Below are 25,739 nucleotides of genomic sequence, written 5' to 3' on the forward strand. Positions count from 1 at the left end.
GTTTATGATCGTCTGCCTCTAGAGTCGTTATTACTTCTCTAATGCGGATGCAAAAGTAGTATCTTTTCTCTTACTTCCAAACTTATCTTTGCCTTTTTTTCAATGTTTTTAAAAAGTATTTCATAACTCTCTATTATATTACCTTTTACGAGCAAAAGTTTTTTTATCTTTTTTTAAAGGTTATAACCTTATGGCGTCTCTATACTATATATACGTAACGCTAGAGGGCGAAATATATTTAATATTGTGCTCTAGTATATATAGTAAGGCGCTATTGAGCTACTCCTATAAAAAAGATAAGCTCTAAGTCAGTAGACTTAGAGCTTATACTTATTATTATGACATATTTATTATAGTATCAATAAAGGAGCAACAAATCCTATTGTCAATCTTCCTGTATTATAATTTTCTAATCCTAAATTATTCTTAGCATAAGATGAGTAATTGTAATATCTTCCTACATAAGACACAAAGAACCTCACATTAATATCCTTAAATGGTATATACTGTACTGTTGGTATAAAACCATAACTTGTTCTCAAGCGATCTGTACCACTTGTAGTACTCTCTATATTCTTACCATAAGCGTTACTAGTCATCAATGTTAATGATAAATTTAACTTAGGAGTAACTAAGTAATCTGCCTTAATCCAGTTATCCATATAAGCTACATTTTCACTCACATGTCCTTTAACACCATCTGCTAAGGTATTATTCACCATATAACTAACCATCCCTTTACGATCTAGATCTTCCTTGCTATACTGGAAGTCATACATAATGGTTAATTTATCATCTTGATACTTATGACCAAGGGACACATAGTTCATCACTTTACTTTTGGCTTCTTGAAAGTAACTATAACTATAATTTGTTTGGAACTTACCACCAAAGAAATTACCTCTCCAATTCGTAACAAAAGCTAAAGGCATTTTTGCTTTTTCTATATTAGTAATATCAAAATCCTGATACTGGTCTTCAAAATGCTGTGTTCTAGAATTTAGCACTTGCAATCCAAAAGAATGCCCATTATCCAGAGTATGTGTAACCCCAACTCCTGTCAAGAAATTATCAGCATGTTGCAATATATCATTATACTGTAAAATCTCGATTGGATTTAAATCAAACTCAAATCCTCCCCAGTCAGTACTCATCTTACCAATGTCTAATCTAGTCTTAGGATCAAGGTAAATTCCAACAAATGCCATATCAACCCCTCTTTCGATATGATCTTTAGTTCCTATTTCAGATTTCTGAGTATATCTATTCCTAAATCTAAAATACACTCGATCATGTATTTTCCCCTTTATCTCAATACGTGCTTGATTATTATCAAACTCAGAGTTTGTAAAAGTTCCGTTATCAAAATAACTCTCAAACCCTACTCTAGTATGAAATAGAACGTCTATATTTTTTAACAATCCTACTTTCTCGACGGGGATAATAGGTTTTACTATTGTGTCTGTAGAAGATTGCGGTTCCTGAGCCATTGCTCCCGCACTTACAAACATCGTCATTAATAATAATGCCTTTTTCATTTTCATTTTTTTTATTTAATTCTTCATTTTTTATAATAATATAGCTCCTAATAAGAAACCGGCTGTTACTGCAACACCTATAGCAACTAACCCTGGAATCATAAAACTGTGATTCACTACAAACTTCCCGATTTTAGTACTTCCTGTTCTATCAAAATTAATTGCTGCTAGCAATGTTGGATAACCTGGTAATACGAAATCCGCATTTACTGCTGGGAAAATTGCAATCAACGCTGGATTAGACAATCCTAAAGACACCCCTAGAGGCATCATCGTTTTAGTTGTAGCTGCTTGACTAAACATCAAGGCACCTAAAATAAATACAGCAATAGCAAAAGTCCACGGATATGCAGAAACCACATCGGTCATAAATGCTTTTATCACCACCTCATTATGCGCCATAAAAGTAGAGCTCATCCATACTACCCCAAACACAGAGACTACCGCAGTAGCCATAGAACTAAAGAGACTAACCTTTGTCACTGCTATAGCACTTGTCTTGGTCGTAATCATCATTAGAGCAGACGCAGTCAATGTAATCATACTTATCACTGCTACCATCTGTAGTTCTCCATTAGCCTTAAGCACTAAGCTTACAGCCCCAGGTTCAAACACAGGAAGTAATTGAGGAAAAGCACCCGCTAGAACAATTAATAACACTGCTATAGAAAATATAACAACAGAACTCTTCGCTCCTTTTTTTAACTCTTTTTTCTCTCCTACCTCGTCTGCATCAAGACTTTTAGCAAACTCAGGGTCTCTCATCTTCTCAATAAATATAGGATCATCTTCTAACTCTTTCCCTTTCTTAAGAACAGATAAACAACCTATTAAAATACCAATAAGACAAGCTGGTATACACACCTTCATAATATCTATCAAAGCTCCTTGATAAGCTAAAATACTAGCTCCTGCAAAAGCAGCTGTCGCGGCACTCATCGGACTTCCTGTTATAGCTAAGTGAGAAGCGATAACTGATATACTTAAAGGGCGCTCAGGTCTAATTCTCTTTTTAGCTGCTACCTCAGAAATAATAGGTAATAAAGAATATAGTAAGTGCGCTGTACCAGCAAAAAGGCAAAAGAAATAAACCGTAAATGGTGCGATAAACACAATATTAGAAGGGTTACTTCGAATCACTTTTTCCGCTAATTGTACTAAGTAATCAAGTCCACCACAGGCTTGAAGTGTAGCAGCTGTAGACACAATTGCCATAATCACAAGCATTACATCTATAGGAGGGTCGCCAGGACGCATACCGAATACAAATACGAATATACTTAAGCCAACCATTCCCATAACACCAAGACCAATTCCTTTCATTTGCGATCCGATAAGAATCATTCCTATCAAGATGCAGAACTGTAATAGTAACATAGCCACAAAATTTTAATTATACCTTTAGTATAGATTCTATATAAAAGGAGCGCTACACTGTATATACATTCAGTAGGCGCTCCTCTTATATTAATGGTTATAACTTATCTCTTTTAATATTTGAAGAACATATCTTGAATCACAGCTCTATCTTTGGTCTCAGTAAGTGCTAACATTAATAAGATTCTAGCTTTCTGAGGACTTAAATCATCTGCTACCACAAAACCAAGCGCATTATCATCCACCTCATTAAATAAAGTCACTCTACCTGCTCCAGCTCTTGCTGAACGACAAACTATAATACCTGATTTTGCAGCTGCTATTAAAGCATCTCCTACAGGAGCATTAAAGTTACCATTCCCCATACCAGCGTATACTATACCAGCTACACCTTCTTCTTTGGCAGCAGTCACTGCTCTAGGACTAGCATCAGCATAACCGTAAACGATTTCTACCTGAGGAAGTTTAGTTAATCCCTTTACATTAAACTTCTTCTCTGGAGATCTCAATGTTTTATAGTAGTAACTCACTTTCCCATCAAAGATCAATCCTATTGGTCCAAAATTTCTAGATTGAAATGTAGCCATATTAGTTGTCACTGTTTTTGTGACATCTCTAGCTGCAAATACTGCTTCATTCATTGCAATCACCACCCCTGCTTCTTTACTTTCAGGAGATGCAGCCACCATCACAGCATCTAATAAGTTTCTATTCCCATCTTGACTCATCGCTGTCGCAGGTCTCATCGCTCCCACTAATACCACAGGCTTATTAGAATTAATAGTCAATTCTAAAAAATAAGCAGTCTCCTCTTGGGTATCCGTTCCATGAGTGATCACTACTCCATCAGCCTCGTCTTTCTCGAATATCTCATTAATACGATTACTTAATTTCAACCAAGTTTCAATATTCATATCTTGACTACCAATCTGAGCAATCTGTTCCCCTTTAACTTTGCCAAACTTATGCATCTCAGGTACAGCATTTAGAAGATTCTCAATCGGAATTTTACCTGCAGTATAAGCTGCCTTCGTTGCCGACTCTCCTGACCCTGCTATTGTTCCTCCTGTTGCAAGGATAATCACACGAGGTTCATCCTTTGATGTATTTGAAGCTCCTTTAGTCTGAGCTTGCATTTGAAATGCTAACAATACACCGAACATTAAACTAAATACCTTTTTCATGGTTACTATAATTATAATTAATCAACTTCTACTTTTTTAAACCAATCTTCTATTCTATATCAGAGATAGATAACTCATATCGTTCTAAACTACACACCACAACTTTCATTCCCTTTTCTTATTTTTTTTAAAAAAACGAATAATAAAATCTCCTATTTCCTAAAAATAATTTCTCTTAAAAATATATCAATACCCTACATCACTTTATTTTTTCACACTTTTACCTCAGAGCACTAAACTTCTATATTTTTTATTTTGCCATTGTTTTAAAACAGAAAAATATAATCAAAAAAATGCCAAATAAAGTCACTTTAACACAACACTGATCTAAATAATATATAAAACTACGACAATAATTAACAATATCAAATAAGTAAAAGTAAAAAAGAATAAATAAATATTCAGCAATAATATTCCAAACTACAGCTTTTTTTTAAACATATTTCAATATAATAAAAAAAACTGTAACTATAAGAGCCTATTATTTCGTCTCTTTTATTCGATAAATAGTAAAATTTTAGATAAAAAATAATACAATCATTTTTTTGAATCAATTCTGTTAAAAAAAACATAATAAAACTTTACTCCATACAGTTTTAATGACAACATCTATTAACTATATATAACAACAATTTAATTACTAGTCTAGAAGTCATCGATGGTGTAATCTGTATCATTGGGCAAAACGATGTTATCGGAGTTGGTCAAGATGGAAATGTTATATACCACAACACGTATAAAGAACCAGGAGAAGCAGGAAGACGTTTACTAAAATCAGCGTCTATAGCTGGTAATGCTTATATGGGGGCTATGAATGCTAAAAACCAAGCCATAACAAGTGCGACCTATTCTGTATCTTATCGCAATGCTAATGGTCAAGTAATAGAAAGCAAAGACTATGTATTCAGTGAGAAAGATCGTGCTAAAGCACAAAAAACACTAAATACTCAACAGTCCCTTATGAATGACCTGAATAGTACTATCACTCCATTGGTACAAAGTAGATTTAATGCTCTTAAACAAACTGCTGAATACGCTTATGTATTCGCTAGAGGTACTGAAGGAGAAACTACACAACTAGTCAAAGTGAGAAAGAAAGACGGTAAAGAAGTAGATAAAATAGCTATTGATAACAATAGACCTCTATACGAAATAGACCCTATCACAAGTAGTATATACTATGTATATAAAAATGAACTACGCACTTTTAAAGATAAATAAGAACCTAATCTTCTTATAAATACAAAAGCCCCTTAGATTAACTAAGGGGCTTTTTACTTTACCATATATTTCTGACTATAAAGAATACAATAATAAGTGCTAGAAAAGAATAGGCAAACCAATTCGGAATAGCATATTTCTGCAAAAACTTATCATTCTTTACAATATACACTTCCACTAATGCTATATATAAAAAAGCAAGTAGAGGAAAGTATACTAATATCATTACATTATATTCTATAGCCTCTCTAAAATGTCCATGTAGTAATGCATGCAAGGCACGCTGTCCTCCACATCCAGGGCATAACCATCCTGTCTCACGATAGAACATACACGATAGACCACCATTATCACCACTCCCAAAAAACTGATAGTAATAATATAATCCAAAAAGAGGAATTATTAGAAATATGATTCTAAGTATCCAATTCTTCATTATAGTCTATTACATATTTTGAGCTGCTCTCACTTGCTCCATAATTGTTTCGAAGTATGCATTAATACCTCCTGCATTCACAATATCAAAAACAGCTTTACCAATAGCGATTACAAATAATAAAATAGCTACTAAAGCTAATTTCTTCGCTGTACTAGCTGCTTTAACAGAAGCCTCATACTCACCATTATTATATTTACTAGTAGACTGACTAGACATTACGATAGCGATAATACCTAATATTAACCCAATACACCAGAAAGAACACATACCTAATACTGTAGAAGTAATAGACAGCCCCATATAGTTATTAGGCTTCTCACGTTGTTCTGTAACTTGATTTTCAAATTGATTAAATTCCATATTTTTTTATTTTGTTGAGCAAGATAGTTATTTTTATTAACATATCTATAACAAAAAAGAGAGGAAATTCCTCTCTTTTCATTATACTTATCTTATTTCTTTTATACTTATGCAAACTTTGCTATAAATTGCTCTAACTCATCAGCAAATTGATCTTGTGCATTTGCAATCACTTCATCTATAGCTTCTATTGTAAGAATTGGTTTTAATTTCGCATCAGTACGAAGCCAATCTAAGAATTCTTTATTGAACTCTGCAGCATCGAATTCTCCTTCTTCTATCAGTTCCTCTTTATCAGGGAAATAGAATTCTTCCATAAACACAACTGCTTCCACATCATAAGCTGATATCTGTAATAGCTCTTTGATATTCTTAGCAACGATAAAAACTCCACCTTCATCACCAAAAACAACGATAGGACAGTTATCCAAACTTTTTACCGCTTTATCCTGTACCCAAAAAGCAAAAATACTACCAGTACTATTAGCCTCTGCAAAAGGAACAAACGAATTTACAAATTCTTCTTCTTCTGAAATAGATTCGATGATTCCTGGATCCTCGTCTATTAAATAGATAGCGTTAGAATAATAAGATGGAATATTCTCAGATGTCTGAAATTCCAATAAACTTTTAATTTCATTAGGTACTTTATACCCTTTAAATAATGCAGTAAATTCTTCTTTTACCATTGTGATGTTCATTTTCGCCTCTTATCAGGCTTACGGATTTTAAAAATTAAAACTAATGTAATACACTAAATCTTATTCTATATTAGTAATTACTTTGATAGAATAAAGATAAAATATTTTTTTATTGAAAAACATATTTCCACAACAAACTTATATTTTTTTTATCATTTAAGTCGATTGATATATGTAATTCATTTATTTCGTTGGTAAAAGTAATAAACTTTACTAAATGGACGACTAATTATTTAAATATTAACCATTTAATTTTAGTACTTATTCTTCTTTAATTAACCTTTTTGTACTGTTTTACTCAAGATAAAGTTTCGCAAAACATGATTGAACAGTTATTTTTAATAATACTATCTTTACATTTTAAAAAACTGTCTAATATGACAACTCCTACTATTCTATATTTAGCATCAGCATTAATAACAGATCAAGATAACCGATTACTGACTGTACGCAAAAAAACGTCTACCTATTATATGATGGCAGGTGGTAAAATCGAAAAAGGAGAAACTCCTGAACAAGCCTTAGTAAGAGAGTTAAAAGAAGAGCTAAACTTAACAGTAAACACAAATGAACTAACCCTACTGGGTACACATAGTACAGAAGCTGTGAATGAAAAGAATACTATAGTGAAAGCTCATATCTATCATATTATAATCAATCATCAAACGCTAGAAGTAGCTTCAGAAATAGCGGAAGCCAAGTGGCTCACAAGAGAAACTTATAAAGAAACTAAACTTGCACATCTATTAGAAGAATTTAGTGTTCCTATTTGGTTAAGTTTATTCTAATCCTCTCATGCTACTAAAATATACTCTCAACATAATTACCAAGCCCCTCTCAGGCTTCTAGTTTCATCTAGTACCGTACCTATTTCCTTTGCAATATCAGCATTACCTTACTATAACACCTAAGTAATGACTGCGTTATTTATCGAGAATTAACGGAGTCACTACGGACTCATAACGGGCTCACTACGGACTCACCGCTACCAAAAGCCAATAAAAAAGCCTCTAAGTCTAAAACAAAGAGGCTGTTATATCAGTATATGCTAATTATGCTTGTTTCTTTACGAACTTGGTTAAGATAACGATTTGTTGACCATCTATCTTTCCTTCGATTTGTTCTGTATTATCGTGTACTAAACGGATATTTCTAACAGCAGTACCAATCTTAGCATTAATAGTAGATCCTTTTACATCAAGATCTTTAATTAATGTCACAGTATCTCCTCCTACTAATACATTACCATTACAGTCTTTATGAAGATCTACACTTCCATCCCCTGTATGATCTCCTGTAAGTTTAGCAAACTCTAAAAGTTCATCGTCTAAATACATCATCTCTAAACTATCTGCTGCCCAACTTTCGTTACGGAAACGGTTCAGCATACGCCAAGCTACTACTTGTACAGCTGGAAATTCACTCCACATTGATGTAGTAAGACATTGCCAGTGATTAGCATCTAATTCAGCTTTCTTCTCTACTTGCTCTAAACAAGTATCACAAATATAGATTTCTCTATCTGCTTCATTAGCTGCTGCAGGTGGTACTTCATATACATTTAAATGTCCAGTTGCCTCACATAGTTCGCATTTATTACCACTTCTTTCTATTAATTGTGCTTCAGTCTTCATTTATAAAACAATATATTATTAAAGTTGTAAAGATATATGTTATTATTTAGATATAAAAAACAATAAAACACTTCAGTAATTAAACCATTTGCACTACACAGATATGAATTTAACAAAACACTTAATTTTTTAGATTGCTTCTAAAAATTGAATCCTAGAATTATGGTTTCGACTTATATATCTTGGTTTTCATTACACAATTCGCCATAATACCTATCCCTTCTTTAATTAAGCACAATAGCGATAATTGCCCTTACAAAAAACCTTATCTTTACTCTTCAATAACACAAACTATCATTATAAATGAAAACAGATATCGAAATTGCTCGTGAATGTGAGTTAAAGAGAATACAAGATGTAGCACACTCTATCGGTGTAAATGAAGAAGAGCTTATCCCTTACGGAAAGTATATGGCTAAGGTTCCTCTAGATGCTATGAATACAGAGAACATCAATAAGTCAAATTTAATATTAGTTACTTCAATCACTCCTACTAAAGCAGGTATCGGTAAGACCACTGTGTCTATAGGTCTAGCGTTGGGGTTAAATAAAATAGGTAAGAAAGCTGTAGTAGCTCTACGCGAGCCTTCATTAGGTCCATGCTTTGGGATGAAAGGTGGAGCTGCAGGAGGTGGATATGCTCAGGTATTGCCTATGGAGAATATCAACCTACACTTCACAGGAGATTTTCACGCTATCACATCAGCTCATAATACGATAAGCGCTTTATTTGATAACTATATCTATCAGAATAGAGCTAATGAAAACGGAATTAAAGAAATATTGTGGAAAAGAGTATTGGATGTGAATGACCGTAGCTTGCGCTATATCAACACTGGGCTAAGAGGTAGTGCTAATGGAGTACCACAAGAATCAGGATTTGACATTACTCCAGCCTCTGAGATTATGGCTATTATGTGTCTGGCGACAGACATAGAAGATCTTAGACGCAGAATCGAAAATATCTTATTAGGATATCGCTATGACGGAAGTATGTTTACAGTAAAAGATCTAGGTGTAGCTGGAGCTATTACGGTACTATTAAAAGATGCACTTAATCCTAACTTAGTACAAACTACGGAAAACACTGCTGCCTTTATTCACGGTGGACCATTCGCTAATATTGCACATGGATGTAACTCTGTTATCGCTACTAAAATGGCTATGAGCTATGGAGACTATGTCATCACTGAAGCAGGTTTTGGTGCAGACTTAGGTGCCGAAAAATTCTTTGATATCAAGTGTCGTAAATCTGGTTTACAACCAAAACTGACAGTGGTAGTAGCTACTGCACAAGGATTAAAAATGCACGGTGGTGTAGCTATCGAAGATATTAAAGCTAAAAATACAGATGGCATCCGCAAAGGCTTAGAGAACTTAGCTAAGCATGTAGAGAATATTAAATCTTATGGACAAAGCATAGTAGTTGCTTTCAATAAATATGCAACTGATGATGCAGAGGAACTACAAATCGTAGAACAATACTGTAAGGATAACCACATTGGATTTGCGATTAACAATGCATTCGTAGAAGGTGGTGAAGGCGCTAAAGCCCTAGCTGAAGTAGTTGTAAACACAATAGCAAACAACCCAAGTAAACCTCTTCAGTTCCCTTATCAAGACAGTGAAACAATAGCTGTAAAAATAGAGAATATCACTAAGAAGATATATGGAGCTAATAAAGTAGAGTTCTCCTCTGCTGCTAAAAAGAAATTAGCCCAACTAAAAAACACAGATATGGATCAATATCCAGTATGTATTGCCAAAACACAATATTCATTCTCTGCAGACGCAACAGCATACGGTGTAGCTAAAGATTTTGACATTGTAATCAATGATTTAGTGATCAATAGAGGTTCTGAGTTCATCGTGGCTATAGCAGGAGATATTATGCGTATGCCTGGATTGCCAAAATCACCACAAGCACTAAGAATTGACTTAGTGGATGGATTGGTTGAAGGATTGAGCTAATCACTGATACCATATACTATAACAGTAGGGTCGCCTTATAAAGGTGGCCCTATTCATTTTATAACAACTGTGAAATAATCAAAATTAAATAGCTACTATTCAAAACTTTAACTACATATCCCTTTCATTTTACGGCCTATTTTTTTAAATAAAGTGATGCTTTTGTATAAATTTGTTTAGAATAATTCTAAATAAATACACTATGAAATTACTATCCTCCCGAAAAGAGAAACTGTACATCACACTATTCTATTCATTATCAATACTCTCACAAGCACAGCATTTAAATCTTCGAGTAAAAAACTCTTCTGGTCATGCTGTTCCTAATGTAGTTGTAGAGATAAATAATCAAAATGTAGGTATCACTGATGATACTGGTGTATTCTCCCTAGCAGACACTTATTCCTCTACTGTTGACTTAAGGTTAAAAGCCTTTGATTACGCTGATTACTATATGACACTTGAGTTACAAAAAGATACGATTAACAACTTTACAATTACACTTACTGTTAATCCTGAGACTATAAATGAAATTATCATTACTGCTGGCCGAAAACCAGAACACATCTCTACAGTCCCCTCTTCTGTAACGATACTTACCAAACAAGAAATAGAAACACAGAGTGATATTAATAGTAATATCAGCTATATCTTAGGTAATACAGTACCTGGACTCGCTACAGCTACTAATAAAGTAGCCAATACAGGGCAGACACTGAGAGGAAGACCTCTTCTAGTTTTAATAGATGGTATTCCACAATCTCTCCCTTTAATGAATGGAGCCCGGAGTATACGTTCTCTAGATCCTTATGTTATCGAAAAAATAGAAGTAATAAAAGGAGCAACGTCTATCTATGGCAATGGATCTGCGGGTGGTATTATCAATTATATTACTAGAAAAGATGTAGGCAACAAACCACTAAGTGGGCAAACTAAAATAGGTACTACCTTTAACCCTTATCACAGTAGTGGAACCTTAGACTATCAAATAGGACAGTACTTCTCTGGTAGAATAAATAACTTCAGCTACGCTATAGGTGGGCATCTTAAATACAATGGCTTACAAAGAGATGGTGAAGGCTTACCACTAGGGCAACTAGGTGGTCTGTCTAATTCTTATGAGCGAAACATCTTTACAAAACTATCTTATCAGCTCAACGATTCCTCATCATTACAACTACTCTACAATTATTACACTACCGTACAAGATGAGAAGTACAAAACTAAACCAGGACGTTATGGACAAGAGCCTGCTATAGGCATAAGAGGTAGTGAAGGTGGAAAACCAGTAGGTACACCATACAATCACAATGCTATGCTGACCTATACTAACGATGCACTTTATGCTAATACCCGATTAGACATTAGTGCTTACATCACTTCCTTTCAATCGATGAATCGTTATGTACCGAAAGGAACCGTCTGGTATGGTCCAGGTCAAACTAGGATAATATCAAAAAAGAAAGGAATGAGAACTAACTTTAATACTCCTTTTACGCTTTATAATACTCCTATTGAAATTACTTATGGTTTTGATCTACTCAGTGATATGACTATGCAAGACCTCACAGATGGTAGAATATTAACTCCCCAAATGAAAATGCTAAGCATAGCCCCTTATGCACAGTTAAAGATAGATATATTAGATGACTTTATCTTTAAAGGAGGGATTCGTTATGAAAATTCGAATGTAAAAATCAATGATTACACCACTATATCAACAGGCCCTAATAACGAAGGCTCTATAGCTGTCAATGGAGGTAAACTAACTTATAGGGCAACAGTATTTAACGCAGGTATCCGATACACTAAATATGATTACTTCAATCCATTTATCAGTTACTCACAAGGTTTTTCCCTCAATGAAGTAGGAAAAATATTGAGAAGAGCAGATGCTAATACGCTGAATAATTTAGAGACTTCCCCTGTGATTACTAATAATTACGAAATAGGTTTCTCTAGTAAATACAGCATTTTCTCACTACAAACCTCATATTATATCAGCACTTCTAAATATGGTATTAACCTTATAGATGTCGGAGGATATCTGATGCCTAGTAGAGAACCTGAAAAGATTAAAGGTTTCGAAATAGCTTTAGAGGCTAGAGTAATGAAGAGCTTAAAAATGGGTGGTACTTTCACCACTATAGAAGGAAAAACAGAGAATAAAAAAGGCATCTTAGAATATCTAGGAGAAGATAGAATACCGCCTAATAAAGCAACTGCATTTATTACATATACTCCATTCAATAAGGCTACTCTATCCTTATTTTGGATAAATACAGGAAATAGAAAACACTTCAGCCCAAATAACAATGGAAAATATAAAAACGGACAAGGTCCCATAAGTGAAGTTAATCTATTTAACCTTAATGCTAATTATAAACCTAACGACCATTGGTCACTCTCTCTTGGTATAGACAATCTATTCAATAAAACCTACTACCCACCAGTAAGCCAATACAGAGGTATTCACGCTGATTATACTAGAGGAGTTGGAACTACAATGTCCTTTAATGCAACATATTCCTTTTAATAAAGTAGAGCAATAATTACTCATAAAGTTCTTTATATCCTATTTGAAATCTTAAAAACAAATGTATCCAAGTCCTATTTCTCAAAAGAGGTATCCTAAAAGGATAAATTGTTCGTTCATGTTATAATATTGTCAAAATAAAGCAGAACACTTTCTTAAAATTAAGTTATATTTGGTAAATTTTAAACACATATTAATATAATACCTTACTCATAAATGACAGAAATAATTCATCATTTATTCAATCCACTTCCGAACGCTATTATGAGTGTATTAATGGGGATAACCTTTATCTATTGGATATTCTCGGCTTTATTAGGAGGTTTTGATGGTTTTGATATTGATATGGATGTCAATCCTGAAATAGATGTTGACATAGACATTGATGCTGATGTAGATACAGACTTTGACTTACAACAAAGTCATGTAGACATTACTCATGACAAAGAAGTGGATGTAGCAGATCATGTAGATGTACGTCAGCCAAGTATCTTTATGCAGATACTTGAGTTTATGAATGTAGGGAAGATCCCTTTCATGATTGTATTAACCATCTTTAAATTCTTTACTTGGGCAGGTACATTATTAACTACTACAATTCCTAAAGTAGTGAATCTAGGCTTTTGGTCTGTTGTGATATTAATTCCACTTTCTTTTATAGCGATTATCTTAACACACTATGCTACACTTCCACTAGTTAAGTTTTTAAAGAACACTGGTTATCACGGTGAGAAGGCAATAGACTTTATCGGAAAAGAAGGTGTTATGTTATCAAGTATCACTGCAGATAAACAAGGAAATATGGAGGTAGTCATCGATCAAGATCCAATCAAGATATTGGTACAGAGTACAGATGGTAACCAAATAAAATATGGAGAGAAAGTCATTATCATTAAAAAATGTGATAAAGAAAATATCTTCCAAGTAAGAAGAATACATTAATTATTAACTATAAACACTAAAATCTATGGGTGAGTTTGGTCTAGGGACATTAATAGCTATTATTATAGGCGCACTTTTTCTATTAGTATTATTATTTTTTGCAATACTTGCATCTTTCTATAAGAAGATACCACAAGGTAAATCTATAGTAAGAACTGGGGTTGGAGGGACTAAAGTAGCTTTTAACAAAGGTATTTATGTGATCCCTGTATTCCATAAAATGGAGATTATGGATATCTCTGTAAAAAAACTACAAATCGATAGAATGCAAAACGAAGGTCTTATTTGTAAAGACAATATTCGTGCAGATATTAAAGTAGCTTTCTTTATTAGAGTTAACAAGTCTATAGAAGACGTAATTAATGTGGCACAAACATTAGGTTGTGAGCGTGCAAGTGATGTAGAAACGCTAAGAAATATATTCGAAGCGAAGTTTTCTGAAGCTTTAAAAACAGTAGGTAAGAAATTTGAATTTATCGAATTATACGAAGCTCGTAGAGAGTTTAGAGAAGAGATTATTAATATCATAGGTAGAGACTTAAACGGGTACATCTTAGATGACTGTGCTATCGACTACTTAGAACAAACAAATATCTCTTACTTAGATCCTCAGAACATTCTTGACTCTGAAGGTATTAAAAAGATTACTGAACTTACTGCATTACAAAACATCAATGCTAACCTTATCCGTAGAGATGAGCAAAAGGTAATCAAGAAGCAAGACGTAGAAGCTCGTGAAGCTATCTTAGAACTTGAAAGACAGTTATCAGAAAAAGAAGAGAAACAACGCAGAGAAGTGGATAATATCCGCGCTCGTGAAGAAGCTGAGATTCAAAAGGTACGCGAAGAAGAACGTCTTAAATCTGAGAGTGTACGCATCTCTACAGAAGAGAGTCTGGCTGTATTAGAAGAGAATAAACTACGTCAAGTAATCATCGCTGCTAAAAATAAAGAGCGTACTGATGCTGTAGAAACAGAAAGAGTAGAAAAAGACAGAGCGTTAGAACAAACAGAAAGAGAACGTATCGTAACACTAGCTCAGATTAATAAAGAGCGTGCTGTTGAGGAAGAAAAAAAGACGATACAAGATGTTATTCGCGAAAGAGTACAGCTTGAAAAAGGTGTTGTGGAAGAACAACAAAATATCAAAGACGTTGAAGCACTTCGCGCTGTAGAAAGAGAGAAACAAGTAGGTATCACTCAAGCAAGTAGACAAGCAGAAGAGAACTTAATCAGAACAGTGAAAGAAGCAGAAGCTAAAAAATCTGCTCAAGAGCAAATCTCTCAACAAATGCTGATCGAAGCAGAAGCAGAGAAAGAAGCTTCTATTAAACAAGCTGAGGCACGTAAGATATTGGCAGATGCAAAAGCTCGTGAAGATGCTACTATCGGATTAGCTGAGGCAGAAGTAATCAAAGCAAAAGCAGAGGCTGTAGAACAACAAAGTATCGTAGATGCTGCTAAAATACAACGTATAGCAACTGCTGAGGCAGCTGGTATCGAAGCGAAAGCAGAAGCGAAGAGAAAAGAAGGATTAGCGGAAGCTGAAGTGATGAAAGAAAAAGCAATAGCTGATGCTGAAGGATTAAAAGAGAAAGCAAATGCTATGAAACAAATGGATGGTGTTGGTAAAGAACACGAAGAGTTCAAACTTCAACTTCAGAAAGAAAAAGAAGTGGAATTGGCTGCTATCACAATCCAAAAAGATATTGCTCAATCACAAGCTAACGTATTATCTTCTGCACTTCAGACTGCTAAGATTGATATCGTAGGTGGAGAAACAATGTTCTTCGAAAACATTATCAACCAAGTAAGTCGTGCAAAAGGATTTGACCAATTAATCGATAAGAGTCAGAATGCTCAAGATATTAAACTTGCTTTATTAGGTGATGGTTCTACTATCAGTCAAGGTGAGTTATTTAATAATATTAAGCACTATGCAAGTCAGTTTAATATCACAACTGAAGATTTAAAGAATCTTAGTATTGCATCATTAGTACTTAAGATGCAACAAAACGCAACTGAGGACAATATGGGCTTACTTAGCAATATAGCTGATGCTGTTCAGAGTTTCGGTATAGGGAATAGAAAGTTATCTTAATGTATACTAATCACTCTTCTCTGTAGAGAAGAGTGATTTTTCTCCTATTTACCCCTACTCTATTTTTAATTTACCTACGTATTAGTCTTATCGTTCTAATACAAAGTATCCTTTATATATGGCTGAATTAGAAAACCAAAATATAGAATCATTAGATTCTAACACTTATGAGATTATACAGAAGAGACTACAAAGTCAGAAGAGCGATTTAATCCAACGATTAAATGCACTGAATGACGATCGTAAAGAAATCTTTACTTCTGTTGATCTAAAACTTATCGCTAATCAACGTATTACGACAGAAAACAACTGTACTGCTAGAGGTATTATTGCCTTTGATACAACTTGTATTTTTGCCTATAACGTACACTTTGGGCTAAAGACTGATATTCAGTTAAGTGATGTATTTAGTATATACCGCTTTGAAAATGATCAGTTCTTACCTCAACCTTTAGATTTTATCTATGATGAGAACTTCATCAGTGATTATAAAAACTTATATAAATACTATAGAGACTCTATCTTCAGCAGATTTAAGAAGACAGAGAATTACCTCTATATGGTATTCCAAACAAGTAAGAATGCAGATAACTTAAAAGCATTTAAGTGGTTAATCAAAGATAATCAATTGATTTATCAGGATGACCGTAGCATTCACGAAGTAGTAAAGAGTCCTCAGTTTGAGTTCAATTGGATTAAGACTAATCTTGAGAACAGACGCTTAGGAGTACACCCTCACGTATCTATACAAGACAAGGTATTTATAGAAGCAGTAGGTGGTGATATTACTTTTAAAATAGAAGACAACACAGATAATGGACAAGGAATATACTCTGAACCTGTAAAGAATGCCGATCAGCAGTTAGATGATGCTGATTACTTCTACGCTGACTTAGGTAACTTTATCGCTATACGCATTAAACCTTACCAAGAGGATTTCCGTGCTTTTATCTTTAATAATAGAACAAAACAAGTTATCAATGTACCTGCTTTAAACGAGACAGGTATTCTACTTCCTGATGGACAAGGTATCTTATTCTCTAATGGATACTACTTACAGAATGGAGATTATAAAATATTTGATAACAGTGTTCACAATTTAGAGTTTGTAAGAACTATTCCTTCTCATAATGGGGAGGACTACTTATATCTATTCTATCAAGCAGAGAACAATATCTATACCTTGATGTCTTATAACATCATCAAACAACAAGTAGAAACTCCTATCGTATGTAGTGGTTTCACTTTGTTTAACGATGGTAAGTTAATCTACTTTCGCTCAGAGAATGAAGCAGTAAGACATCACGTAGTACAGATATGGGAAACTCCTTATGCTGCTACATTAATAGAGAATAAGGAACAAAAAGAGAATCACTTATACAAAATAGGGAATAAGGACATCGTAAAAGCGATGGCTGAATGTCAAGAGATCATCCACCTCATCGATAAAGAAGATTCGTATGAAGGACTGTATGGTGATATAGCTAAGAAAGCAAATGACATTATAGATTCCTACTTCTGGATAAGAACCAAAGAAACTAAAAGCTTAGACGAACCTTTAGAACAGATTAGAAGTATTGCTAATACTGCTATAGATGAGTTTGAAAAAGTACAAGAGCAACGCAAGAGAGCCGCTGGTCTATTAACTGACTTAAAAGCAAAAGTAGATAAACAGCTCTTTAATGTTAAGAATGCTAAAGGTGATACGCTGGAAGGATTAGTACATCTATTAGCTGAAAACAGAAAGCTATTAGGTGAAGTCATCAGTACTCGTCAGACTAAATATGTTGACTTATCTATCTTAGAGAATTATCAAGAGCAATTGGGTAAGACCAATGAATCACTATCTGATAAAACAATCGCTTTCTTACTAAAAGAACAAGCACTCGTTCCTTATGAGCAAAAAGTAGTAGATCAAAAGGCTAAAGTAAATGAGGTAGTCAAGGTAATCGATGCTAATGCAATAGATGAAAACTGTAAAGCAATATCAGCTGAATTAGAACTGCTGATAGACATTCTGAACAGTTTAAAAATAGAAGACACTACTCAAGCGACAAAGATTATAGAGAAGATATCTGTAATATTTGCTTCGCTTAATGAGGTGCGCTCTCAACTGAAGAGAAAGATAGACTCTCTACGTACGAATGAGTCTATAGCTGAGTTTCATGCTCAATTAACCTTACTTGACCAAAGTATTATCAACTTCTTAGAATTATCTAATTCTCCTGAGAAATGTGACGAATACCATTCTAAAGTAAGTGTTCAAGTAGAAGAACTGGAGAGTAAGTTTGCTGACTTCGATGATTTCATCTTAAAGATAGCCGATAAGCGAGAAGAAGTTTCTAAAGCTTTTGATACGCGCAAGACTCAATTAGTTGAACAGATCAATAGACGTACAAGTTCGTTAGAACAGATAGGTCTACGTATATTAAAAAATATAGAGAATAAGTCTTCTTCTTTCAAAACGAAAGAGGAGATACTTGCTTTTTTCTCTACTGACCTTATGGTCGATAAGGTACGTCAATTAGTTATTGAATTAAATGACTTAGGAGATGTATCTAAAGCTGAGAATTTAGAGAACAGCGTTAAGACGAGTCAAGAAGATGCACTGCGTACACTGAGAGATAAACAAGACCTATTCGCTGATGGAGAAAATGTAATCAGTTTAGGTACTCATAAATTCTTAGTCAACAAACAGCCATTAGACCTTACTATCGTTAGACGTAATGATATTCTGTATTATCACTTAACAGGTACTAGCTTTACTTATCCTATTCATAATGATAAGATCTATGCCTATAAGGAGATATGGAATCAAGACATCATCTCTGAAAACAACGAAGTATATAGAGCAGAGTACTTAGCTTATCAAATAATACAAGAACTACGTACTAATCCTTCATTAGATATTAATGAAGCAGTTAAGTTTAGAACAGAACAGAACTACTCTGAAGGATATCTAAAAGGAGTACACGACTTTGACGGATTAGAGATTACACAAGCCTTACTGAAACTAAAAGCAGAATTAGGAATATTGACGTATGCTCCTGCTGTTCGTGTTTCGGCACAAGTATTCTGGTATAAATTAGAAGCGGAAGTAAGAGAATCTTTATTGAAGAATATCAATAGTGCTGCCGCTGTACAAAAGGTATTCCCTAACAGTACTAACTATCAATATATAATTAGTCAATTAGAGGAGTTATATACACAATGGCAATCTCCATTGCGTGAATTAACATACAAGAAAGACATAGCACATTATATTTTTGAAGAGTTCTCATCAGGAGTATTCTTTACAAAAGCAGAACAAGCTTCTCTATTAAAGAAACAGTTTGTTACTTTCTTACAACAAAAGAATGCTAGTGTAACCTTTGAGAATGATATTAACGATACTACCTTATCTACATTAGATGCTTTTTATTTAATACAGAACTGGTTGTATTCTTATATAGATAATGAACCTAAAGCTGCTATATATAAAAAGTATATTGATGAAGCATGTTGTTTATTGTTATTTGAAAAGCAATATAACTATACTTTAAAAGAGAGTACTGACACTATAGTCTTAAACAACTTAAAAGGAAACCACACTTTAATAGTACAAGATACTTATACATTAGACTATCACGAATATATGCACAAGCTTGAAGTATTCGAGACTGAGCGTGTCCCTATGTTTACAGACTTTATTGCTACTAAAGATATGTTACTAAGCGAATACAAGAAATCATTAAAAGTAAACGAACTGAAACCTCGTGTACTGACTTCTTTTGTTCGTAATAAACTGATTAATGAAGTTTACTTTCCTTTAATTGGAAACAACTTAGCCAAACAGATAGGAGTTTATGGTGATAACAAACGTACAGCACGTATGGGAATGTTATTATTAGTATCGCCTCCTGGATATGGTAAGACTACTCTAATGGAATACTTAGCCAATGCTTTAGGTCTTCACTTCGTTAAGATTAACGGACCTACTATTGGACACTCTATTACCTCTATTGACCCTACAGAAGCTAAGACTTCTGGTGCAAGAGAAGAACTAAAGAAAATAAACTTATCTTTTGAGATGGCGGACAACGTAATGCTGTACTTAGACGATATACAGCACTGTAGTTCTGAATTTCTACAGAAGTTTATATCTCTAGCCGATGGACAGCGTAAGATGGATGGTATCTTCGAAGGAGAGAGTAAGACTTATGACTTAAGAGGTAAGCGATTCTGTATCATTATGGCAGGTAACCCATACACAGAATCAGGAGAGAAGTTTCAGATACCTGATATGTTAGCTAACCGTGCTGACACCTATAACTTAGGAGATGTGATTGGTAGTACAGAGCATTTGTTTAAGCTAAGTTTATTAGAAAACGCTATTGCTGAGAATACCTATTTACAAAAGTTAAGTAGTAACTCTTTAGATGATTTCTATAAACTGATTAACCACATCGAAACAAAATCAGAAGAATCTTTATCATTAGAAGGGAACTTTAGTGGGCAGGAGATAGAAGAGTTTACTGCTGTATTAAAGAAATCAATCACAGTAAGAGATATTGTACTAAAGGTAAATCAGCAATATATCTTAAGTGCAAGTATGGACAATGCTTATAGAACAGAGCCTGCCTTTAAGCTACAAGGTTCTTACCGTGATATGAATAAGATGATGAGTAGGATAGTTCCACTGATGAACGATAGTGAAATAGATGAGTTAATCTTAACACACTATGAGAACGAATCACAGACCTTGACATCTGATACAGAAGCAAACTTACTTAAACTAAAAGAACTAGCTAACCGACTGACAGATGTAGAGCGCAAACGTTGGGAGGATATTAAAGATATCTTTGTTAAACAAAACAAATTAGGTATGGCAGGTAAAGACAATCAAGTGGCTCAAGTATTAGGTCAGCTGATGGACTTCAACCAAAACTTAGAAAGCATTGCTAAAGCAATCAAAAAATAATAATCACCTAAACGGTCTGTCTAAACAACAGACCGTTTTTTTATTTATACATTTACTGCCTTCAATCTAAAACCTTATGTCAAAACACTTAGCCCGCATAGCCGTTACTGCACTATTCTTCATCTTTGGAGGGATATCTGCCTCATGGGCATCGCGTATTCCTACTATTAAAGAAGCTTTCGGAGTAAATGACTCTGCTTGGGGATTTGTCTTATTATACATCTCTATAGGAACTTTAATAACTCTTCCTATAGCTGGTAGAATAATAGAGAAATTAGGCAGTAAAAAAGCAACTCTACTCTTTCTATTAACTTATTTAGTACTGTTAGTAGGTATTGGATATTGGGAGGTATTATGGCAATTAAAAGTAAACTTAGTCTTATTTGGAGCGATTAGTAATATCACTAATATTTCTATCAATACACAGGCTATTAAGGTCTCTAAACTATATAAAGGGCAAATCATAGGCTCTTTACATGGCACTTGGAGTATAGGAGGCTTTGTTGCTTCATGGTTAGGCGCAGAAATGATCAGTAGCTATGTCCCACCTTTAGAACATTTTATCTATTACTCTACCGTAGGGATTATTATTTCTCTTCTACTTTTTAAATACCTTATTCCTGAGACGAACGACACTACTAGTGATAATCCTATACTAACAGAAAAGAAAGGCTTTCAATTACCTGATAAGAACTTAGTCCTTTTAGGGCTATTAGCTTTCTTCGCTATGGTAGCAGAAGGAATGATGACAGATTGGTCAAGTGAATATATGAAGCATGTTACGCATGCTCCTATACAGCTTATCGGGTATGGGCTGACCGCTTATATGTTTGCGATGGCTAGTGGTCGTTTTATATCAGACTTCACAGTAAGGCGATTTGGAGAGCAGAGAACTTTACTCTTCTGTGGTATCCTCCTTTTTATAGGATTAGGAGCCTCAGTATTATTTCCTGGAGTATATACTACTATTATCTCTTTTATGATTGTAGGTTTAGGTGTATCCGCAGTAGTACCCATGTGTTATAACTTAGCAGGACATACTAAAACAATGCCACCTCAGCAGGCCTTAACGTTAATTACTAGTATCGGTTTTATCGGTTTCTTTTTAGGGCCACCAGTTATAGGGTTTATTGCACAGCACTCTTCTCTTAAGACCGCCTTTGCTATAGTAGCCTTTTTTGGGTTAGCTATCTCTCTACTGAGTAGATTTATAGTTATCGAATCTACCTCATCAAAATAAACAAAAAGCCCAATCATCGCTGACTGGGCTGTATATTTATAGTTCAATGGATATTGTCACCTTTCCGCCTAATCCTTTTTCTACAATATCATATAACGTCTTTAATGTCATATTACTTCCATTATTTTCTACTCGAGAGATATATTCTCTCTTCTTATTCACTAAACTAGCTAGTTCTGCTTGAGTTAGTTTTTTCTCTTCTCTTGCCTTTCTAAGCAATAATCCTACTTTAAAAGTCTCTACTTCTCTCTCTATCTCATCTCTTTTCGGTTCGCCAACTACACCAAACACCTCATCTTTTACTTGTGACCAAGTCTTCACATCTCTATTTTCTTTCATGGTGCTATTAATTTATTTTAACACTTCAAAGGTAATTTAAAAGTTACTTAAAAACAATACAAACTATAAATCAATGTATTAAGCCACTAAAACTATACCATAAAAAAGCCCAATCATCGCTGACTGGGCTGTAGTATCTAATAAGATTTACTAATAATTTATCACTACTTCACTACCTCGTTCTTCATCTTTTACAACGGATAGAGACATAGGGATACGCTCTTGTAGTTCGTCTACGTGAGAGATAATACCTACTATCCTATTCTCTTTATGCAGATTGCTCAACGTCTCGAATACAATATTAACTGACTCACTATCCTGCGTACCGAACCCCTCATCTATAAAGAAGAAGTTTCTATCTGACTTAGACAGACTCTGTACACTCTCTGCTAATGCTAACGCTAGAGATAAAGACACCTGAAAACTCTGTCCTCCTGATAAGGTCTTCACACTTCTCGCTTTCCCATTGTTCAAATAATCTATGATCTCAAACTCATTCGCTTCATTTAACTGTAAGCTCAATTGGTTATTCGTCAATCGATGGAAACGAGCATTCGCCATATCGCATAAGTTCTTTAAATAGATAGCTGACACATAGTTTACAAAACCAGCTCCACTAAACATCGTCAATAGTGTATTCAGATTCTTCACTCGTTTTTCTATTGCATCATACTGCTTCTGTAAGTTCTGCTTCTTCGCATAGTCTTTTTCTAAACGGTCTATTTCTCCTGCCAATTTAGCCACAGCCTCTGTCGCTTCTTTGACCTGTAGTTCTAACTTCGTTATTACTTCTTGCTGTTTAGCAAACTTCTCTTGATCAAAAGAAACACCTTCTAACTTCACTTCTAAAGTACTCACTGCATTACGGACTACCTCTAGTTGTACTTCGAATGCTTGTATTTGTTCTCTACGTTCTACAACATTAATCTGCTTATCCAACACACTACGCACTTCCTCTACAGATTGTACTTGATGATTGACTAATAAAGCTTTAATCTGCTCGTTAAACTGATCAACAGCTACTTTCAGTTCATTTAATTCTACCTGTACACTATTGCTCTCTGTCTGTAAGCTTGCCAACTTAGGAGACATCATCTGATATTGGTTCGTTAGATCTTTATAGCGTTGTTCTACTAAGGTTACATTAGCTTCTCGTTGTTGTACTTGTTGTACTAATAAAGTCTCCTCTAAACTTAGATAGGTCTCTATCTGCAATCTTATAATCTGTGTACTCTTAGACTTGATCTCACTCTCTAGACTTGCACCTTCTACTTCTATCGCATTTAGTTCTTTGGTAAACTTATCTACATGTCCTCTGTGCTGTTCTACTTCTTTTCCTACTGTAGCAAACTGTGCTTCCAGAGATTCTACTTGCTTATTCGCTAACTCAGCTCTTTGTTTTAACTCAATAAACTGTGCTTCATTCCCCTTTTCTATCACAGTCCAAACAAAGTTCTGCTGATGAGAGACTAACTCCTGTTGGAAGTGTTGTTCTCTCTGCTGGCTTTCTTGCCATTGTGTTGTTAAGAGTTTCTTCTTATCAAAAAGACCAGTAGCTTTTCTTTCATACTTCTTTAAGCGCTCTTGTTTATCCTTTATATCACTTAGACGAAGTTCACACTGCTGTATAGCAGAAGACACATCGTCTCCCTGAAGAATATGAGGGTGATGTGCAGAACCACATAAAGGACAAGGTTGCCCCTCGTGAAGCTCATTAGCGTACTGTACTAACTGTTGTGCTACTCTATGATTGCGCAACTCTACTTCTATCGTATTAATCTCTTGTTCAAAGTGATTTCTATACTTCTCTATCTCTTGTTCCCAATGATTGATATCCTTTAACTTTAGACCTAAGATATCCTTTTCTACTATTTGTAACTCTGTCTGTAGTGCATTCATATGCTGTTGCACATCTTGAATCCCTTTGTGAATAAAAGATTGCTGACCGAACCATGCCTCTATAGCCATCAGCATCGTTGTATCTACTCTAGCTGTTTTGGCAGTATTTAGTTCTATCTCCTTTTGTGCTAAAGCAAGTTTGCTCCCTTCTAATGCCTTCTCAGCATCTACTACAAAAGACTTTCCTTTGTGATAACGCTCTAATAAGGCCTCCTTAGCGAGATTAGCTTTCTTGATTTCTTTGATCAAATTCAACTCATACAACTCTGCTTTGAGGTGTTCTAAACCTGCATACTGTTGTTCTGCTACTTTGAGCTCATCTGTCACTTTCTTAAACTGGCTTTGTAGCTCTGTAGTTTCTTTTGTTAATATAGCTAATCGAGCCTCTCGATTCACTGCCTTATCTGCTGTCTTTTGTTGTTCTAACAGTACAGTAGAGAATGCTTTATCTAGTTGCTCATACTGAGACAATTCATTCTTTTGAGCAGTTATTTCAGGTAACTTCACTTCTAATGAACCTAACTCTACTTTCTTTATTGCCAAGGCTTCGAAGTCATCCTTCACTGCTTTGACCTTTTGATAACTGTCGTTCTCTTCCTTAAAAGTCTTACTTAGCACATTAAACTTCTCCGTCTCCTGTAGGTGTAGAGCCTTCTGCTCTGCTATCTGCTCCGTTGTGACTTGGCTAAAGCTCTTTAGCTCTCCTTCTACTAAATTCAGACTCTCCTTAGTCGAGCTATATAATCGTTTAGTCTTATCAGCGAGATCAAAACGGTCTAAGCCGAATATCTCTTGCATCATCTTCGTTCTGTCCTTCCCTCCTAATTCTATAAACTCTCTGAATTTCCCTTGAGGAATAATGATAGTGCGCTTAAAGTTCTCATAGCTCAGCCCCACTACTTCCTGTATATTCAACTCTTTCTGAGGTACCCAGATACCATCTTCATCTTTATACAGTGTTGCCTCACCTCTCTTTACATCATCGAAGCGCTTAGAGTTTCTTCTAAACTCTCTATAGATGCGGTATTTCTCATCCTTAAAATTATAAAACTCAAAGTCTATTACCGAACGGTCAGACTTTAGGTTCATCATATTATATGCACGGTTATCGCGAGAGTTCATACGCTCTGTCTCTCCATAAAGCCCAAAAGAAATAGCTTCCAAAATAGAAGACTTTCCCGATCCGACCTTACCGAATATACCGAATAACCCTGCTTCTATCAGACTGGTGAAGTCAATAACTTGTTTTTCTTGATAAGAATACAGTCCTTCTATCGTTAACTTAATTGGTATCATA

The 25,739-nt window shown here is 34.7% G+C and carries 17 protein-coding genes; 8 read left to right on the forward strand and 9 right to left on the reverse strand.

Features of this window, described 5'->3' with window-relative positions; translation table 11 throughout:
- Positions 1-350: 350 nt before the first annotated feature.
- The 3 genes from RT228_RS16465 to RT228_RS16475 all read right to left on the reverse strand — a co-directional run bounded on the left by RT228_RS16465 (position 351) and on the right by RT228_RS16475 (position 4,099).
- Complete coding sequence (locus RT228_RS16465) at positions 351-1,538, reverse strand: porin (protein ID WP_006260171.1); 1,188 nt, start codon at positions 1,536-1,538, stop codon at positions 351-353.
- Between the two features lie 30 nt (positions 1,539-1,568).
- On the reverse strand, positions 1,569-2,915 hold the full coding sequence (locus RT228_RS16470; RefSeq protein ID WP_006260172.1) for an anaerobic C4-dicarboxylate transporter family protein: 1,347 nt from the start codon (positions 2,913-2,915) through the stop codon (positions 1,569-1,571).
- Positions 2,916-3,028: 113 nt separating this feature from the next.
- A complete protein-coding gene (locus RT228_RS16475) occupies positions 3,029-4,099 on the reverse strand; it encodes a type II asparaginase (RefSeq protein ID WP_006260173.1) in 1,071 nt (356 codons plus the stop codon).
- 810 nt (positions 4,100-4,909) lie between these two features.
- On the opposite strand from RT228_RS16475, the gene RT228_RS16480 reads away from it, so the two are divergent.
- On the forward strand, positions 4,910-5,320 hold the full coding sequence (locus tag RT228_RS16480) for a hypothetical protein (protein ID WP_230456750.1): 411 nt from the start codon (positions 4,910-4,912) through the stop codon (positions 5,318-5,320).
- Positions 5,321-5,378: 58 nt separating this feature from the next.
- Here the strand turns inward: RT228_RS16480 and RT228_RS16485 are convergent, their stop codons facing one another.
- The 3 genes from RT228_RS16485 to RT228_RS16495 all read right to left on the reverse strand — a co-directional run bounded on the left by RT228_RS16485 (position 5,379) and on the right by RT228_RS16495 (position 6,808).
- A complete protein-coding gene (locus RT228_RS16485; RefSeq protein ID WP_006260175.1) occupies positions 5,379-5,756 on the reverse strand; it encodes a DUF2752 domain-containing protein in 378 nt (125 codons plus the stop codon).
- 9 nt (positions 5,757-5,765) lie between these two features.
- The gene (locus RT228_RS16490) at positions 5,766-6,119 is read right to left on the reverse strand and encodes a CD225/dispanin family protein (RefSeq protein WP_006260176.1); all 354 of its coding nucleotides are present in this window, start codon (positions 6,117-6,119) and stop codon (positions 5,766-5,768) included.
- Between the two features lie 107 nt (positions 6,120-6,226).
- Positions 6,227-6,808, reverse strand: a complete 582-nt coding sequence (locus tag RT228_RS16495) for a hypothetical protein (RefSeq protein ID WP_006260177.1) — start codon at positions 6,806-6,808, stop codon at positions 6,227-6,229.
- A gap of 389 nt (positions 6,809-7,197) precedes the next feature.
- On the opposite strand from RT228_RS16495, the gene RT228_RS16500 reads away from it, so the two are divergent.
- A complete protein-coding gene (locus RT228_RS16500; RefSeq protein ID WP_006260178.1) occupies positions 7,198-7,608 on the forward strand; it encodes an NUDIX hydrolase in 411 nt (136 codons plus the stop codon).
- 264 nt (positions 7,609-7,872) lie between these two features.
- Here the strand turns inward: RT228_RS16500 and RT228_RS16505 are convergent, their stop codons facing one another.
- Positions 7,873-8,454 (reverse strand): PhnA domain-containing protein, encoded by a 582-nt coding sequence (locus RT228_RS16505; protein WP_006260179.1) that lies wholly within the window; start codon positions 8,452-8,454, stop codon positions 7,873-7,875.
- Between the two features lie 303 nt (positions 8,455-8,757).
- Here RT228_RS16505 and RT228_RS16510 point away from each other — a divergent pair, with 303 nt between their 5' ends.
- The 6 genes from RT228_RS16510 (at position 8,758) to RT228_RS16535 (ending at position 22,204) form a co-directional block, all read left to right on the forward strand.
- Positions 8,758-10,425 carry a formate--tetrahydrofolate ligase gene (locus tag RT228_RS16510; RefSeq protein WP_006260180.1) on the forward strand — a complete coding sequence of 556 codons (1,668 nt, stop codon included), beginning with the start codon at positions 8,758-8,760 and terminating at the stop codon, positions 10,423-10,425.
- A 202-nt stretch (positions 10,426-10,627) separates the two neighbouring features.
- On the forward strand, positions 10,628-12,961 hold the full coding sequence (locus RT228_RS16515) for a TonB-dependent receptor (RefSeq protein ID WP_006260181.1): 2,334 nt from the start codon (positions 10,628-10,630) through the stop codon (positions 12,959-12,961).
- 216 nt (positions 12,962-13,177) lie between these two features.
- Complete coding sequence (locus tag RT228_RS16520) at positions 13,178-13,903, forward strand: OB-fold-containig protein (RefSeq protein WP_006260182.1); 726 nt, start codon at positions 13,178-13,180, stop codon at positions 13,901-13,903.
- Positions 13,904-13,928: 25 nt separating this feature from the next.
- A complete protein-coding gene (locus tag RT228_RS16525; RefSeq protein WP_006260183.1) occupies positions 13,929-16,004 on the forward strand; it encodes a hypothetical protein in 2,076 nt (691 codons plus the stop codon).
- Between the two features lie 118 nt (positions 16,005-16,122).
- On the forward strand, positions 16,123-20,964 hold the full coding sequence (locus RT228_RS16530) for a DNA repair ATPase (RefSeq protein ID WP_006260184.1): 4,842 nt from the start codon (positions 16,123-16,125) through the stop codon (positions 20,962-20,964).
- Positions 20,965-21,040: 76 nt separating this feature from the next.
- The gene (locus RT228_RS16535; RefSeq protein ID WP_006260185.1) at positions 21,041-22,204 is read left to right on the forward strand and encodes an MFS transporter; all 1,164 of its coding nucleotides are present in this window, start codon (positions 21,041-21,043) and stop codon (positions 22,202-22,204) included.
- Positions 22,205-22,240: 36 nt separating this feature from the next.
- Here RT228_RS16535 and RT228_RS16540 read toward each other — a convergent pair whose 3' ends face one another.
- Entirely contained in the window at positions 22,241-22,543 is a 303-nt protein-coding gene (locus RT228_RS16540) for a helix-turn-helix transcriptional regulator (RefSeq protein ID WP_006260186.1), read from the reverse strand.
- Positions 22,544-22,693: 150 nt separating this feature from the next.
- The gene (locus tag RT228_RS16545; protein WP_006260187.1) at positions 22,694-25,738 is read right to left on the reverse strand and encodes an SbcC/MukB-like Walker B domain-containing protein; all 3,045 of its coding nucleotides are present in this window, start codon (positions 25,736-25,738) and stop codon (positions 22,694-22,696) included.
- Position 25,739: the final 1 nt, after the last annotated feature.

This window comes from Myroides sp., from assembly GCF_032073645.1.
Lineage (GTDB): Bacteria > Bacteroidota > Bacteroidia > Flavobacteriales > Flavobacteriaceae > Flavobacterium > Flavobacterium odoratimimum.

Excerpts from the sequence above, each read along its gene's own strand:
- RT228_RS16465 (WP_006260171.1), bottom strand. The coding sequence starts at position 1,538 with ATGAAAAAGGCATTATTATTAATGACGATGTTTGTAAGTGCGGGAGCA.
- RT228_RS16470 (WP_006260172.1), bottom strand. The coding sequence starts at position 2,915 with ATGTTACTATTACAGTTCTGCATCTTGATAGGAATGATTCTTATCGGA.
- RT228_RS16475 (WP_006260173.1), bottom strand. The coding sequence starts at position 4,099 with ATGAAAAAGGTATTTAGTTTAATGTTCGGTGTATTGTTAGCATTTCAA.
- RT228_RS16480 (WP_230456750.1), top strand. The coding sequence starts at position 4,910 with ATGAATGCTAAAAACCAAGCCATAACAAGTGCGACCTATTCTGTATCT.
- RT228_RS16485 (WP_006260175.1), bottom strand. The coding sequence starts at position 5,756 with ATGAAGAATTGGATACTTAGAATCATATTTCTAATAATTCCTCTTTTT.
- RT228_RS16490 (WP_006260176.1), bottom strand. The coding sequence starts at position 6,119 with ATGGAATTTAATCAATTTGAAAATCAAGTTACAGAACAACGTGAGAAG.
- RT228_RS16495 (WP_006260177.1), bottom strand. The coding sequence starts at position 6,808 with ATGGTAAAAGAAGAATTTACTGCATTATTTAAAGGGTATAAAGTACCT.
- RT228_RS16500 (WP_006260178.1), top strand. The coding sequence starts at position 7,198 with ATGACAACTCCTACTATTCTATATTTAGCATCAGCATTAATAACAGAT.
- RT228_RS16505 (WP_006260179.1), bottom strand. The coding sequence starts at position 8,454 with ATGAAGACTGAAGCACAATTAATAGAAAGAAGTGGTAATAAATGCGAA.
- RT228_RS16510 (WP_006260180.1), top strand. The coding sequence starts at position 8,758 with ATGAAAACAGATATCGAAATTGCTCGTGAATGTGAGTTAAAGAGAATA.
- RT228_RS16515 (WP_006260181.1), top strand. The coding sequence starts at position 10,628 with ATGAAATTACTATCCTCCCGAAAAGAGAAACTGTACATCACACTATTC.
- RT228_RS16520 (WP_006260182.1), top strand. The coding sequence starts at position 13,178 with ATGACAGAAATAATTCATCATTTATTCAATCCACTTCCGAACGCTATT.
- RT228_RS16525 (WP_006260183.1), top strand. The coding sequence starts at position 13,929 with ATGGGTGAGTTTGGTCTAGGGACATTAATAGCTATTATTATAGGCGCA.
- RT228_RS16530 (WP_006260184.1), top strand. The coding sequence starts at position 16,123 with ATGGCTGAATTAGAAAACCAAAATATAGAATCATTAGATTCTAACACT.
- RT228_RS16535 (WP_006260185.1), top strand. The coding sequence starts at position 21,041 with ATGTCAAAACACTTAGCCCGCATAGCCGTTACTGCACTATTCTTCATC.
- RT228_RS16540 (WP_006260186.1), bottom strand. The coding sequence starts at position 22,543 with ATGAAAGAAAATAGAGATGTGAAGACTTGGTCACAAGTAAAAGATGAG.
- RT228_RS16545 (WP_006260187.1), bottom strand. The coding sequence starts at position 25,738 with ATGATACCAATTAAGTTAACGATAGAAGGACTGTATTCTTATCAAGAA.